This window comes from Pseudomonas koreensis (assembly GCF_024169245.1).
Taxonomy (GTDB): domain Bacteria; phylum Pseudomonadota; class Gammaproteobacteria; order Pseudomonadales; family Pseudomonadaceae; genus Aquipseudomonas; species Aquipseudomonas koreensis_F.
On sequence record NZ_JALJWP010000001.1, the window covers coordinates 3050511 to 3064689 of the forward strand.

Consider the following 14179-nt stretch of genomic DNA (forward strand, 5'->3'; position numbering starts at 1 on the left):
TTAGACCTGTAGGAGCACCCCATTAATGAGCTTCGGCGCCGATGAAGAGATCCTTCAGGATTTCCTGGTTGAGGCCGGCGAGATTCTTGAGCAACTGTCCGAACAACTGGTCGAGCTGGAAAGCCGCCCGGATGATGCAGATCTGCTCAATGCAATTTTTCGCGGTTTCCACACTGTAAAAGGGGGCGCCGGCTTCCTTCAGCTCAATGAGCTGGTGGAGTGCTGTCACATCGCCGAAAACGTGTTCGACATCCTCCGTAAGGGTGAGCGTCGCGTTGATGCAGAACTGATGGACGTGGTGCTGGAAGCACTGGACGCGGTGAACAGCATGTTCAGCGAAGTCCGCGAGCGTGCACCGATCACCGCCGCCACGCCGGAACTGCTGGCCGCGCTGGCGCGTCTGGCCGAGCCGCAATCGGCTGATGAAGCGGTTGCTGCACCGGTAGAAGTGGTGGAAGAGCCGGTCGCCGAAAGCGCATCGGAAGACATCACCGATAACGAATTCGAACAACTGCTGGACTCGCTGAATGCCGTCAAGGCACAAGCCGAGGCCCCGACTGCTGTTGTGGCGCCCGCGCCGGTTGCCGACACGGCCGCCAGCGATGAAATCACCGACGCCGAGTTTGAGTCGCTGCTCGATCAACTGCATGGCAAAGGCCAGTTTGCTGTCGATGCGGTCGCTCCGGCGCCAGCAGCAGCGGCTCCGGCCGCGCCTGCTGCGGGGGACAGCTCGGACATCACCGACGACGAATTCGAAGCCTTGCTCGATCAGTTGCACGGCAAGGGCAACTTCGCCGTTGACGCGCTGGAATCGGCGATCGCTTCGGCGCCGGCAGCACCTGCTGCACCGGCTGCCGCTGCGGCCGGCAGCGACCTGATCAGTGATCACGAATTCGAATCGCTGCTCGACCAATTGCACGGCAAAGGCAAGTTTGACGCCAGCGCTGCGACTGCCGGCTCCGCGTCGAGCGTCGCCACGCCAGCAGCGAAAACTCCGGCCGCCGCTGCTGCGCCGAAACCTGCGGCCAAGCCTGAACCGAAAGCCGAGGCGCCGAAACCGGCCGCCGCTGCTGCACCGGCTCCGGCCCGTGCTCCTGCGACACCGCCGCCGGAAAAACCGGCCAGCGAAGCGGAAACCACCGTGCGCGTCGATACCGCGCGTCTCGACGAAATCATGAACATGGTTGGCGAGCTGGTACTGGTGCGTAACCGTCTGGTGCGCCTGGGTCTCAACAGCGGCGACGAAGCCATGTCCAAGGCCGTGTCGAACCTCGACGTGGTCACCGCTGACCTGCAGACCGCCGTGATGAAGACGCGGATGCAGCCGATCAAGAAGGTCTTCGGGCGCTTCCCGCGTCTGGTTCGCGACCTTGCGCGGCAGCTGAAGAAAGAGATCAACCTGGAACTGGTGGGTGAAGAAACCGACCTCGACAAAAACCTTGTCGAGGCCCTGGCCGACCCGCTGGTCCACTTGGTGCGCAACGCCGTCGACCACGGCATCGAGTCGCCGGAAGAACGCGAAGCATCGGGCAAGGCCCGTGGCGGTCGCGTAGTGCTGGCGGCCGAGCAGGAAGGCGATCACATCCTGCTGTCGATCTCCGACGACGGCAAAGGCATGGACCCGAACGTCCTGCGTTCGATCGCGGTAAAACGCGGTGTGATGGACAAGGACGCGGCCGATCGCCTGAGCGATACCGAGTGCTACAACCTGATCTTCGCCCCGGGTTTCTCGACCAAGACCGAGATCTCCGACGTGTCCGGCCGTGGTGTCGGCATGGACGTGGTGAAGACCAAGATTTCCCAGCTCAACGGTTCGATCAACATCTACTCGACCAAGGGCCAGGGTTCGAAGATCGTCATCAAAGTGCCGCTGACCCTCGCGATCATGCCGACCCTGATGGTGATGCTCGGCAATCAGGCGTTCGCGTTCCCGCTGGTCAACGTCAACGAAATCTTCCACCTCGACCTGTCGACCACCAATGTCGTCGACGGTCAGGAAGTGGTGATCGTGCGCGACAAGGCGCTGCCATTGTTCTACCTCAAGCGCTGGCTGGTCAGCTCCGCCGCTCACGAAGAGCAGCGCGAAGGCCATGTGGTGATTCTTTCGGTGGGCACCCAGCGGATCGGCTTCGTCGTCGATCAATTGGTCGGCCAGGAAGAAGTGGTCATCAAGCCATTGGGCAAAATGCTCCAGGGCACTCCGGGCATGTCCGGCGCCACCATCACCGGTGACGGCCGCATTGCGCTGATTCTCGATGTTCCAAGCATGCTCAAGCGTTACGCCACAAAGCGTATTTGAATCCGGGGCGACGGCGCGATGACGCGCCGCTGCACCTAATGGAGTGTTTATGGCAGTCAAAGTCCTGGTGGTGGACGATTCGGGTTTTTTCCGCCGCCGCGTCTCGGAAATTCTTTCGGCGGATCCGAGCATCCAGGTGGTCGGCACGGCCACCAACGGTAAAGAGGCGATCGATCAGGCCATGGCGCTCAAGCCTGACGTGATCACCATGGACTACGAGATGCCGATGATGGACGGCATCACGGCAGTGCGGCACATCATGCAGCGCTGCCCGACCCCGGTGTTGATGTTCTCCTCGCTGACGCACGAAGGCGCCCGGGTGACCCTGGATGCGCTGGACGCCGGCGCGGTGGATTTCCTGCCGAAGAATTTCGAAGACATCTCGCGCAACCCCGAGAAGGTCAAGCAGCTGCTGTGCGAGAAAGTCCACAGCATCTCGCGCAGCAATCGTCGTTTCAGTGCCTACAGCGCGCCGGCTCCCGCCGCTGCGCCAGCGCCGACGCCTGCCCCGGCAGCGTCGAGCTACAGCAGCCAAAGCAGCCACAGCAGCCCTGTGCCGGCGCGTCCGGCTCCTGCGCCTGCTCGTGCATCCGCTGCCAGCGCTTCGGCGTCGGCCCCGAAACGCAAGGCCTACAAACTGGTTGCCATCGGTACTTCGACGGGCGGACCGGTTGCGCTGCAACGCGTGCTGACGCAATTGCCGGCGAATTTCCCGGCGCCGATCGTCCTGATCCAGCACATGCCGGCAGCGTTTACCAAGGCGTTTGCCGAACGTCTCGACAAGCTCTGCCGCATCAGCGTCAAGGAAGCCGAGGATGGCGACATCCTGCGTCCGGGCCTGGCGCTGCTGGCGCCGGGTGGCAAGCAGATGATGATCGACGGCCGTGGCGCGGTGAAGATTTTGCCGGGCGACGAGCGTCTGAATTACAAGCCGTGCGTTGACATCACTTTCGGTTCTGCAGCCAAGTCCTACGGCGACAAAGTTCTGGCAGTGGTGCTGACCGGCATGGGCGCCGACGGTCGCGAAGGCGCGCGTCTGCTCAAGCAGGGCGGCAGCTCGGTGTGGGCGCAAGATGAGGCAAGCTGCGTGATCTACGGCATGCCGATGGCCATCGTCAAAGCCGATCTGGCTGACGCGGTGTACGGTCTGGACGACATCGGCAAGCACATCGTCGAGGCGTGTATCTGATGGATGTTCTCAGCCTTATCGGCCTCATCATGGCGTTCGTCGCCATCATCGGCGGCAACTACCTTGAAGGCGGTCACCTCGGCGCACTGGCCAACGGCCCGGCAGCGCTGATCGTATTGGGCGGCACCGTCGGTGCTGCGCTGCTGCAGTCGCCGATGAGCGCGTTCAAGCGCGCCATGCAGATTCTCGCCTGGATCTTCTTTCCACCGCGTGTCGACCTGGCCGGTGGCATCGACCGCGTGGTCAATTGGAGCCTGACAGCGCGCAAGGAAGGTCTGCTCGGTCTCGAAGGAGTGGCCGATGCCGAACCTGACAGTTACTCGCGCAAGGGCCTGCAATTGTTGGTCGACGGCGCCGAGCCGGAAGCCATTCGCAGCATTCTCGAAGTGGATTTCTACACCCAGGAATCACGTGATATCGAAGCGGCCAAAGTGTTCGAAAGCATGGGCGGCTACGCGCCGACCATCGGCATCATCGGTGCGGTGATGGGCCTGATTCACGTGATGGGCAACCTCGCCGATCCGTCGCAACTGGGTAACGGCATTGCCGTGGCTTTCGTCGCGACGATCTACGGCGTGGCCAGTGCCAACCTGATCCTCTTGCCGGTCGCGGCCAAGCTCAAGTCCATCGCATTGCGGCAGTCGCGTTATCGCGAAATGTTGCTGGAAGGAATCCTGTCGATCGCCGAAGGTGAAAACCCGCGCTCTATCGAGCTGAAGCTTCAGGGCTTCATGGATTGATGGGGGAAATGGATCATGGCTCGTCGCAGGCACCAGGAAGAACACGTTAACCACGAGCGCTGGCTCGTGTCCTACGCGGATTTCATCACTTTGCTGTTCGCGTTTTTCGTGGTGATGTACTCGATCTCGTCGATCAACGAAGGCAAGTACAAAGTCATTTCCGAAGCGCTGATCGGCGTATTTACCGACTCCGATCGCTCGCTCAAACCGATTCCGATCGGCGACGAGCGGCCGAAAACCGTGACCCCGGCCAAGCCGCTGGTCAAGGATGCCGAACAGGTCGACGCCGGTATCGCCGGCGCCAGCGATCCGCTGAAAAGCATTGCTGACGACATTAGTGCCGCGTTCGGTGACTTGATCAGCTCCAACCAGATGACCGTGCGCGGCAACGAGTTATGGGTCGAGATCGAACTCAACTCCAGCCTGTTGTTCGGCAGCGGCGATGCGATGCCGAGCGACATCGCCTTCAGCATCATCGACAAGGTCGCGGCGATCCTGAAACCGTTCGACAACCCGATCCACGTCGAAGGCTTCACCGATGATCAACCGATCCGCACGGCGCAGTACCCGACCAACTGGGAACTGTCCTCGGCGCGTTCGGCGAGCATCGTGCGCATGCTCGCCATGCAGGGCGTGAACCCGGGTCGGCTGGCGTCGGTGGGCTACGGCGAATTCCAGCCGGTGGCCAACAACGCCACGGTCGAAGGCCGGGCGAAGAACCGTCGCGTGGTGCTGGTGGTGTCGCGCAATCTCGATGTCCGCCGCAGCCTCACCGGCACCGGAACTGCCAACGCACAACCGGATGCGGCGTTGAAGCGCGCTGGCACACAAACTGCACCGACCCCGGTCAAGACGCCGGGACGCGAGAGTGCCGTCAATTCTCCGTCGCCCGCATTAACACGCTGAAGCATGTCTCGGCCAATCAACCCGGCCGGGAGGAACGAACTGAATGAGAGTCTGGGCAGTCGCCAATCAAAAGGGTGGTGTCGGTAAAACCACATCCTCCATCGCTTTAGCCGGATTGCTGGCCGAGGCGGGCAAGCGCGTGGTTGTGGTCGATCTTGACCCGCACGGCTCGATGACCAGCTATTTCGGTTACGACCCCGACAGCCTGGAGCACAGCAACTACGACCTGTTTCTGCACAAGGGCAGCGTGCCGCAAGGCCTGCCGGGACAGTTACTGCTGTCGACCAGCGACGAACGCATTTCCCTGCTGCCGTCGAGCACTGCGCTGGCCACCCTTGAGCGCCAGTCGCCGGGGCAGAGTGGCCTGGGCCTGGTGATCGCCAAGAGTCTGGCGCAGCTGTGGCAGGACTTCGATTACGCAATCATCGACAGCCCACCGTTGCTCGGCGTGCTGATGGTCAACGCCCTCGCGGCGAGTCAGCAACTGGTGATTCCGGTGCAGACCGAGCACTTGGCCGTCAAAGGTCTGGAGCGCATGGTCAACACCCTGGCGATGATCAATCGTTCGCGCAAACAACCGCTGCCGTTCAGCATCGTGCCGACCCTGTTCGACCGCCGCACGCAGGCCTCAATGGGCACCCTGCGCGTGCTGCGCGACAAATTCCCCGACGATATCTGGCACGGCTACATTCCGGTCGATACCCGACTGCGCGATGCGAGCCGCGCCGGCGTCACGCCTTCGCAATTCGACGGCAAGAGCCGCGGCGTGCTGGCCTACCGCGCGCTGCTCAAGCACCTGCTTGCGCAGCAACTTGTTCCGCAGGTGGCCTGAACATGATCTCCATCCGTGTAGGAGCTGCCGAAGGCTGCGATCTCTTGATCTTGCCTGCCAGTGTTCCTCAGAAGATCAAAAGATCGCAGCCTGCGGTAGCTCCTACCGGGAGTTGCGCATGAACCGGCCGGTCAAGCTGACTTCACGTCCGCAACAGGCCTTGCAGTCCTATCTGGAAGATCTGCTGCTGGACCTGCCCGAAGAGTTGCCGCCCGTCGAAGCGCTGCCGCCAGTCGTCGAACAGGCGCAGCCTGAAGTGGTGGAAAGCACTGAGGCCATGGACGAGTTCCAGGCCGCGGTGCTGGAGGAGCAGGCTCGCGACGCGCAGAAGTCTGTCGCTCCAATTGCCGCACCGGCTGTTGCACCTGCAGCCAAAGCACCGGTCGCGCTGATCGACGAGCCGCGCGCGCCGCTGTCGACGCTGGCGCCGCTGCTGCAAACACAATTATTGACCGTACCGGAACCAGAACCGGAGCCAGAACCCGCGCCGCAGATTGCTGAGCCGCAGGTGCTGATTCCGCCGCTGGTCGAAGTGCATCTGCCACCGAACAACCCGCCGCCACCGGTCGAGCCCGATGGCCGTCCGGCCTGGGCTGCCGAAGCCTTCGAATGCTTGCTGTTCGATGTTGCCGGGTTGACGCTGGCGGTGCCGCTGGTGTGCCTCGGCTCGATCTATTCGCTGGCCGGCCACGAGCTGACGCCGCTGTTTGGTCAGCCGGAGTGGTTCCTCGGGATTCTGCCGAGCCAGGCCGGCAACCTGAAGGTCCTGGACACCGCGCGCTGGGTCATGCCGGACCGGTACCGCGATGACTTCCGTCAGGGCCTGCAATACGTGATTTCGGTACAAGGTTACGAGTGGGGGCTGGCGGTACATCAGGTCAGCCGCTCGTTGCGCCTGGACCCGAATGAGATCAAATGGAGAAGTCACCGGGGTCAGCGGCCATGGCTCGCCGGCACCGTGATCGAGCACATGTGTGCATTGCTTGATGTATCCGCGCTGGCCGAGTTGATCGCCAGCGGCGGGGCAAAGCACTTGGGCGGCAACAAGCCGCTACATAAACCGACATAGCAGCCGACATAACAATCAGGCGATGGCATTTTTCAATGCCACCACACAGAACACACACCGCCCAGGGCGGTTTTTTCGAGGGGTCAGGGTATGAGTAGTCAGGCGTCGAATGCAAAAGGTTCTGAAGATCCGATCCTGCAATGGGTGACCTTCAAACTGGATAACGAAACCTACGGCATCAACGTGATGCGCGTGCAGGAAGTGTTGCGCTACACCGAGATCGCCCCGGTACCGGGTGCGCCGAGCTATGTGCTGGGCATCATCAACCTGCGCGGTAACGTGGTCACCGTGATCGACACCCGTCAGCGCTTCGGCCTGCACAGCGGCGAGATCAGCGACAACACCCGTATCGTCATCATCGAAGCCGACAAGCAAGTCGTCGGCATCATGGTCGATAGCGTCGCCGAAGTGGTTTACCTGCGTCAGTCGGAAATCGAAACCGCACCGAACGTCGGTAACGAAGAGTCGGCCAAGTTCATTCAGGGTGTATGCAACAAGAACAACGAGCTGCTGATTCTGGTCGAGCTGGACAAGATGATGAGCGAAGAAGAATGGTCGGAACTGGAGAGCATCTGATTTGATTCTCGAGGTTGCGGTAATTGTCCTGTTTCTGTTCTGGGCCGGCACGCTGGCGATGTTCGTCTCGTACATCAAGGCGCAGCGAGTGATCGCTGCGCAGCAGGCCCAGGGCGATGCGCTGCGCGATCAGCGCATCAAGGAACTGGCCAAACGCGTCGACGACTACCAGAACGGCAATGTGCGCATGGGCGAAGCCCTGCACGAGTTGCGCGCGGTGGTGAGCCCGTTGCCGGACAAGATCGTTGCACTGGAACAACGCGACCCGTCGAGTCTGTCATTCGCCCAGGCGGCGAAACTGGTGGGCATGGGCGCGAGCGTCGATGAACTGACTCAGTCGTGCGGCCTGACCCAGGCTGAGGCGGAATTGATGCGCAAACTGCACAAAAACTGATACCAGCTGCGCCACTTGTCTTGAGCAAAATCGTCGGTCACACCGGCGATTTTTTTTGCCTGCGATTTCTTTGAAGAATGCCAGAGCCGCGCATTACCGTTTGTCCGAACTGGTATTTCTGACAGTGGAGAATCTCCTTCGCGCCGCCCTAGAGTCGTCCTGTATTGCGAGGGATCCGCTCGTCCTGGGGGGCGTCACCTGTTTTCGCAAATCCTTCAATCGTGGCTGGCGTTGAATTGGAGTGTGTATGCAAATCGGAGCAGAGAACCTGAGCAAATCACCGTCACCCCGCGCGTCTAGGGCAGTGCTGACAACCCTGCTGCTCATGATTGTCTGCCTGGCTCGAGCAAATGCGGGAAGTCCGCTCGTTCAAGACACAGCCGTACCCATTGAGAAAAATTGTCACGGTGTTCACCTGGTCAATATCGTCGGGCACATGGATGACGATCTCCTGTTCATTGAACCGGGTATTTCCGAGGTGCTCAATGCTGGCGGTTGCGTCACCAGTATCTTCCTCAACGGTGGTGGTACCGGATTGGAGTCCGGTTTCGATTTTGTTTTAAAGCGAGAAAACGCATCGAAGAAAGCCTATGCGGCGATGTTGGGCAGGCCGACTGAATGGACTCCTGCCATCATCAACACAGGTCCAGCACGCGTGATGAGCGTCACTGCCAATGCGCAACCTGGATTGAAACTGATATTTTTGCGAGTGCCCGGAGGGGGGGTTCGGGGCGGAGATGTGCCGCTGGCCAATCTACTTGACCTCGATACGGTCGTTAAAAGCTGGCCCTTTGTGGATTATGCGGAGGGGCCGATAAACCTCTACAGCAGGTCTTCTCTCATTGAGCTTCTGACCGGATTGATCGTCAGTGAAGGCGCCACCAAAGTGCACGCACTCAACCCTGACACTGTTCCGTATGAAGAACATCCTGACCATATCTATTCAGCGCGATTGACCAGGCTGGCCGTGCAGAAATTGACTGCTGATATCCCGGTGACTTATCACGAAACCTACTCATCGGCGGGGCTGCCTCCAAACGTGGATCCCTCATCCTTGCAGGCCAAGAGGCATGTCGTAGCCCGTTACTTCCATTTTGAAATGGCGGAACCGGTTCACTTCGTGTTCAGTGAGGCCTTCTGGAATGGCAACTGGATCGGGCGCCATAATTTCGACCTCAGCCACTCTCACGAGCGTGTACCGACAGTCAATATTCCTTGGCGGCCGTTGGTCAATTTCCAGACCCAACAGTGTCTGGTTTCGAATGGACTTGGGCGGCGGGTGTCGCTGGCGAAATGCGAATCGAATACTGATCAGGGTTGGGCGTTTGTACCCTCTTCCGTTCCTGTCGGGGGGAAAGGGGTAGCCCTGTTGAAAACAGCATCCGGCCATTGCATTGGGCGCGAGGGTGATCAATTGATCGAACGCGTTTGTGAGAGTAATGCATCGTCTCAGCAATGGACCCCGTGGGATTTCGGCAAAGTTTTCGTACCGGGCCCCGGGAGGAAATGTCTGGATGCAGGGCAACCCGCATTGATTGCGAACTGCGACATGTTTGCGGGTTCCGCATTGTGGGTGCGCAGTGTCGATAACATCGATAGCAACGAATCGATGGAGGTGGCACTGACCGGGGATGTCATCGGCAACGGTTCAGACCGGACAGTGCAAGTACAGCGCCGCCCGGACGGACCGGGTGTTGACGTCTGGGTTACATCGATGGACGCAGACAAGGTCACTTCTGAAAAGTGGTACGAGGGGCGAGTTCCGTTCGATCCCGCCTCGTTGAGTTCCGGATGTGACACTGCGCTTTGTTACGACTCCACGCGCTATCTGCTGGCCGATTTCGATGGTGATCGCAGGGCAGATCTGATGGCTATATCTGCGGGTAAAGGTGACGAAACCATTTTCAGATTGTTGAAAAATGAAGGTGGCCATTTTGCTGCCCCGGTAGTCTGGCGCACTCTCGAGACAGGACATGCCTACGGGCAGGCCCGGCAGTACCTGACCGGCGACTTCAGAGGCGTCGGCAAACAAGATGTGCTGATCGTGCAGACCTGCGATAAGGCATTGTCGGCTTTCTGGCTGATGACAAACACTGGATCGAGCCTGGAAGTCCCGGTTCTATGGGGAGACGCTCGAAAATCGCCATTATCGACTCGTTTTTTCAACGTAAGGCTGGACCCTGACGGCAAGGATGATGTGCTCGCTGTTCATTCGAGCGGGGAGGGGCTGAATTTGTACACCTATAAGAGCAGTGGTTCTTTTTTGGCGTTTGATAAAAGTTTCGAGTATCCGGGCTTTCTTCGCGCGAGAGTGGTCGTGATGAGTTCTGCGGCCACGAAACTGACGGATATCTGGATTTTGCACGCGACAGCAAACGACGCTGCGACCTTTTTCTGGAAAATCAGCAACCTGGATAAGGGGGAATTTGCGGCGATTCCGTCTTTGGTGTTTGTGGCGCCCCAGCTCAAATGGGCCGATGTGCGACCCTATGGCTCAGCGACGGGCAGGCAGCTCCTGCTTCCCTACCGTGTTGATGATCCTGTTGCCGAGTATCACTGGCGGGTTGGCAGAGTCGGCTTCATGGCGCTGAATCTGTCCGAGGCCGGCAGTGCTGTCGGCCTAAAGGATCATGGCCATTCACCACAGCTCGAATGGGCGAATCTGCTCTGGCGAGCGCGTTTGAATTGAAGGTGTGTCAGAGCGTCGCTTTCATCTGGAGATAAGGTGCGCCGCTTAGAAATCGTCGCCGCGCTCGGTGATGTCCTTCTCGATCATCGGTGCGTTCGGATCTTGTCCCTCGGGGAATTTGCCCTTCAGGTTCCAGGCAAAGGCGATGATCTCGGCGATCGTGCGGTAGAGCTCTTCGGGGATGCTGTCGCCCAGTTCCATCCGCGCCAGCAGGCGCACCAGTTCGGCGTTCTCGTAGATCGGCACTTCGTAATCGCGGGCGATGCGCAGGATTTCTTCGGCCAGTTCATCGTCGCCCTTGGCGGTGAGCGTCGGGGCGTGGTTGCCGTCGTATTTGAGGGCGATGGCCTGGCGTGGGGCAGTGGAATCGTTCATGCGGTTTCGTCGACCCAGCGGTGTTCGAGGCGGGTTTGGTTGCCTTGCGGCGGGGTGCCGTGGTGGCAGTCGAGGTCGCCGACGTTGAGCCCGGAATCGAGCAGGCGCTGGCGCAGTGCAAACAGGTTGTTCTCGATCAGGTCGGCGGTGTACGGGCGCTCGGCCCAGAGCTGACTGGACAGGCTGCCGGCGACCAGTTGCGCCTGGATCTGCATCGGCCCGAGCGGTTCCAGATCGAAGGCCAGATCGACGCGCCACAGATGCTGTTTCGCTTCACGCTCGTCGCGGCGTTCGTGGGCCTGCGGCTCGCGTTCCGGCGCTTCTTCACGCTGGAATTTGACTTGCAGCGGCACGATGTCCTGCAGGTTGCGCATGGGGATTTCCAGCTGCCAAGTGCTGAGCAGGCGGCCATCGTCGGTGACGCCGGTCTGTTCCAGGCTCGACAGCTGATGACTTTGCAGACGCGACACCGCAGCGGCGGCGAGGCGCAGCAGTTGTTCGAGATCGCCTTCGCCTTCCAGTTTCGCCAGCAGCCGTTCGGGTAACGGAAAGCTGCTCGGCACCGGTTTGGCGCTGACCTGACCGAGGGTGCCCAAGGCGTTTCGAACGAAACTCGGCAGCGCCTGTGCCAAGGTGTTGGCGGCGATGATCGCATTGAAATTGGTGTTGTTCGGCAGGCCCGGAGTCAGTTGCGCGATCAGCTTGAGCAGGTCGGCTTTCATGTCCGGGGCGAGGCTCGGGTTTTGCCCGCCGAGCAATTTCGCTTCGAGAAACGCGCCGCTGTTGGCCAAGGCCAGCGCCACGCCTTTGGCCGTGCTCATTTGCTGCACGTCCGGCAGGCTGGCGAGCAACTTGTCGACCACCGCGCGCAGATCGGCCGAGGTCTGATCGCTGGCCGGCGGCAGGTTCTGCAGCAGTTTCAGCAGACCATCGAGCGAGCCCTGGCGACTTTGCTGGCCGAGCAGTTGCTGACTGACCGCCAGTTGTTCCTGACGGCTGCTCAACGGCACGAATTTGAGGGTTTGCGCATCCTGCACCTGCGCCGACAACAAGGTGCCGATGCGCAGCGGCTGCGGGCTGTCGACGGTCAGGGTGCTGCCGCTCAACGCGGTGTTGAGCAGGGTTACCATCGAACGGAACACCGCTGCTTGTCCCGGCGTCTGCGGCAACGCTTGTGAGGTCACCACTTTGCCTTGCAGCAGGGTGCCGGCCGGCAATTGCGCGGTATCGATGCGGGTGAGGGTGGCGACGCTGCTGGCGATCGCTTGCTGCACGGTGATCGCCAGATTGCCCGCCGATGGCTGGGTGATTGCCAGGTTGGTGCCCTGTGGCAACGGCAGATTGCTGCTGGCCTGCACGGTGGTCTGGCGACCGCTGTCGAGGGTTACTTTGAGCAGCAATTCAAAGGTCTGATCGGCCTGCTTGAGCGACAACACCTCGGCTTTGGCGCTTTGCCCGGCGCCGATCAGACCCTCGACCGGCGTCAGCAGCTTGAGCAATTCACCCATCTGCGGGCGAGCGCTCGCCGGCACGGTGGGCGGCAGCGGGAGGATGTTCATTTCGCCTGTCATACGCGGACACAACCTGAGGAAATTGCGCTCTTGAGAGTAAGGCACGGCATGTATAATGCCGCGCGTCGTGCGCTTCGTTCAAAAAACCTGGCAATTGTTTGATCCAGCTCGCCAGATCGAGCGATCAAAGCATCTATGCTGCATCTCTTTAACGGCCGTTCCAGAGCCGACTTGAACCGTATAAGGCCCGTGATCCCTTGACCAGTCCTGTGCTGCAAACCGTTGCCCTGGCGTGTGAACGCGATCTGCGGCTGCTTTTCGAAAACCTCGAATTGCGCCTGGTCAGTGGCGACATGGTGCAGATCAGCGGCCCCAACGGCAGCGGCAAGACCAGTCTTTTACGTCTGCTCGCGGGTTTGATGCAACCCACCGATGGCCAGGTGCTGCTCAACGGTCAGCCGCTGACCGAGCAACGCAGCGAACTGGCGCGCAATCTGTTGTGGATCGGCCACGCCGCCGGGATCAAGGATCTGCTCACTCCCGAAGAAAACCTGTCGTGGCTCTGCGCCCTGCATCATCCCGCCGAGCGCGAGGCGATCTGGCAGGCGCTGGCATCGGTAGGATTGCGCGGTTTCGAAGACGTTCCCTGCCACAGTCTTTCCGCCGGTCAACAGCGCCGCGTGGCGCTGGCGCGGTTGTATCTGGACAGCCCGCCGTTGTGGATTCTCGACGAACCTTTCACGGCGCTGGACAAACAGGGTGTCGCGCAACTCGAAGAACATCTGGCCGGGCATTGCGAACGCGGTGGGCTAGTGGTGCTGACGACGCACCATACGCTGAGCCGCATGCCGGCCGGTTATCGCGACATCGATCTGGGGAAATGGGCGGTATGAGTGTCTTCGGCCTGCTGCTTGCCCGCGAATCGCGACTGCTGTTCCGCCGCCCGGCGGAGCTGGCCAATCCGCTGATTTTCTTCGCCATCGTCATTGCACTGTTCCCGCTGGCCGTCGGCCCGGAAACTCAAGTCTTGCAAAACCTGTCCCCGGGGTTAGTCTGGGTGGCGGCGTTGTTGTCGGTCCTGCTGTCGCTGGACGGATTGTTTCGCAGTGATTTCGAAGACGGCTCGCTGGAACAGTGGGTCCTTTCGTCGCACCCGCTGCCGCTTCTGGTCCTGGCCAAGGTGCTGGCACACTGGCTGTTCTCCGGTCTGGCGCTGGTGCTGCTGGCGCCTCTGCTGGCGTTGATGCTCGGGTTGCCGGCCGCGTGTCTGCCGGTGCTGCTGCTGTCGTTGCTGCTGGGCACGCCAGTGTTGAGCCTGCTCGGCGCAGTGGGCGCGGCGCTGACAGTCGGTTTGAAACGCGGCGGTCTGTTGCTGGCGCTGCTGATTCTGCCGTTGTACATCCCGGTGTTGATCCTTGGCAGCGGCGCGTTGCAGGCCGCGCTGCAAGGCATGCCGGCGACCGGATACCTGTTGTGGATGGCCAGCCTTACAGCCTTGGCGATCACCCTGACACCCTTTGCAATAGCCGCTGGCCTGAAGATCAGCGTCGGCGAATAATAATGAGGCCTGGTCAAAAATTGACCACTTCTTCCAGAAGA

The 14179-nt window shown here is 60.6% G+C and carries 13 protein-coding genes; 11 read left to right on the forward strand and 2 right to left on the reverse strand.

What is annotated here, in order from left to right; all coding sequences use genetic code 11:
* Window positions 1-25: 25 nt before the first annotated feature.
* From J2Y90_RS13700 to J2Y90_RS13740, 9 genes are all read left to right on the forward strand, one after another.
* Window positions 26-2299: a chemotaxis protein CheA gene (locus J2Y90_RS13700; RefSeq protein ID WP_253500430.1), complete on the forward strand. Its 2274-nt coding sequence runs from the start codon at window positions 26-28 to the stop codon at window positions 2297-2299.
* A gap of 49 nt (window positions 2300-2348) precedes the next feature.
* Window positions 2349-3488 carry a protein-glutamate methylesterase/protein-glutamine glutaminase gene (locus tag J2Y90_RS13705; protein WP_253500431.1) on the forward strand — a complete coding sequence of 380 codons (1140 nt, stop codon included), beginning with the start codon at window positions 2349-2351 and terminating at the stop codon, window positions 3486-3488.
* Window positions 3488-4228, forward strand: a complete 741-nt coding sequence (locus J2Y90_RS13710) for a flagellar motor protein (protein WP_039763601.1) — start codon at window positions 3488-3490, stop codon at window positions 4226-4228. Before J2Y90_RS13705 ends, J2Y90_RS13710 begins: the two co-directional genes overlap by 1 nt.
* A gap of 12 nt (window positions 4229-4240) precedes the next feature.
* Window positions 4241-5134: a flagellar motor protein MotD gene (gene motD / locus J2Y90_RS13715; RefSeq protein ID WP_429462228.1), complete on the forward strand. Its 894-nt coding sequence runs from the start codon at window positions 4241-4243 to the stop codon at window positions 5132-5134.
* A 43-nt stretch (window positions 5135-5177) separates the two neighbouring features.
* A complete protein-coding gene (locus J2Y90_RS13720; protein WP_024012121.1) occupies window positions 5178-5966 on the forward strand; it encodes a ParA family protein in 789 nt (262 codons plus the stop codon).
* 118 nt (window positions 5967-6084) lie between these two features.
* Entirely contained in the window at window positions 6085-7035 is a 951-nt protein-coding gene (locus J2Y90_RS13725; RefSeq protein WP_253500433.1) for a CheW domain-containing protein, read from the forward strand.
* A 90-nt stretch (window positions 7036-7125) separates the two neighbouring features.
* Window positions 7126-7611, forward strand: a complete 486-nt coding sequence (locus J2Y90_RS13730) for a chemotaxis protein CheW (protein ID WP_016771050.1) — start codon at window positions 7126-7128, stop codon at window positions 7609-7611.
* Between the two features lies 1 nt (window position 7612).
* Complete coding sequence (locus tag J2Y90_RS13735; protein ID WP_064365462.1) at window positions 7613-8005, forward strand: DUF2802 domain-containing protein; 393 nt, start codon at window positions 7613-7615, stop codon at window positions 8003-8005.
* Between the two features lie 247 nt (window positions 8006-8252).
* Complete coding sequence (locus J2Y90_RS13740) at window positions 8253-10694, forward strand: RICIN domain-containing protein (RefSeq protein WP_253500434.1); 2442 nt, start codon at window positions 8253-8255, stop codon at window positions 10692-10694.
* Window positions 10695-10739: 45 nt separating this feature from the next.
* On the opposite strand, the gene J2Y90_RS13745 is transcribed toward J2Y90_RS13740, so the two are convergent.
* On the reverse strand, window positions 10740-11069 hold the full coding sequence (locus tag J2Y90_RS13745; RefSeq protein ID WP_253500436.1) for an EscU/YscU/HrcU family type III secretion system export apparatus switch protein: 330 nt from the start codon (window positions 11067-11069) through the stop codon (window positions 10740-10742).
* The gene (locus J2Y90_RS13750; RefSeq protein WP_253500438.1) at window positions 11066-12640 is read right to left on the reverse strand and encodes a flagellar hook-length control protein FliK; all 1575 of its coding nucleotides are present in this window, start codon (window positions 12638-12640) and stop codon (window positions 11066-11068) included. Before J2Y90_RS13750 ends, J2Y90_RS13745 begins: the two co-directional genes overlap by 4 nt.
* A 197-nt stretch (window positions 12641-12837) precedes the next feature.
* On the opposite strand from J2Y90_RS13750, the gene ccmA reads away from it, so the two are divergent.
* Both ccmA and ccmB read left to right on the forward strand, forming a co-directional pair.
* The gene (gene ccmA, locus J2Y90_RS13755; RefSeq protein WP_253500441.1) at window positions 12838-13473 is read left to right on the forward strand and encodes a cytochrome c biogenesis heme-transporting ATPase CcmA; all 636 of its coding nucleotides are present in this window, start codon (window positions 12838-12840) and stop codon (window positions 13471-13473) included.
* Window positions 13470-14138, forward strand: coding sequence for a heme exporter protein CcmB (gene ccmB, locus J2Y90_RS13760; RefSeq protein ID WP_253500443.1), 669 nt, complete (start codon window positions 13470-13472; stop codon window positions 14136-14138). Before ccmA ends, ccmB begins: the two co-directional genes overlap by 4 nt.
* The last annotated feature ends 41 nt before the right edge of the window (window positions 14139-14179 follow it).

Excerpts from the sequence above, each read along its gene's own strand:
- J2Y90_RS13745 (WP_253500436.1), bottom strand. The coding sequence starts at position 11,069 with ATGAACGATTCCACTGCCCCACGCCAGGCCATCGCCCTCAAATACGAC.
- J2Y90_RS13700 (WP_253500430.1), top strand. The coding sequence starts at position 26 with ATGAGCTTCGGCGCCGATGAAGAGATCCTTCAGGATTTCCTGGTTGAG.
- ccmB (WP_253500443.1), top strand. The coding sequence starts at position 13,470 with ATGAGTGTCTTCGGCCTGCTGCTTGCCCGCGAATCGCGACTGCTGTTC.
- J2Y90_RS13720 (WP_024012121.1), top strand. The coding sequence starts at position 5,178 with ATGAGAGTCTGGGCAGTCGCCAATCAAAAGGGTGGTGTCGGTAAAACC.
- J2Y90_RS13705 (WP_253500431.1), top strand. The coding sequence starts at position 2,349 with ATGGCAGTCAAAGTCCTGGTGGTGGACGATTCGGGTTTTTTCCGCCGC.
- J2Y90_RS13725 (WP_253500433.1), top strand. The coding sequence starts at position 6,085 with ATGAACCGGCCGGTCAAGCTGACTTCACGTCCGCAACAGGCCTTGCAG.
- J2Y90_RS13750 (WP_253500438.1), bottom strand. The coding sequence starts at position 12,640 with ATGACAGGCGAAATGAACATCCTCCCGCTGCCGCCCACCGTGCCGGCG.
- J2Y90_RS13740 (WP_253500434.1), top strand. The coding sequence starts at position 8,253 with ATGCAAATCGGAGCAGAGAACCTGAGCAAATCACCGTCACCCCGCGCG.
- J2Y90_RS13730 (WP_016771050.1), top strand. The coding sequence starts at position 7,126 with ATGAGTAGTCAGGCGTCGAATGCAAAAGGTTCTGAAGATCCGATCCTG.
- J2Y90_RS13710 (WP_039763601.1), top strand. The coding sequence starts at position 3,488 with ATGGATGTTCTCAGCCTTATCGGCCTCATCATGGCGTTCGTCGCCATC.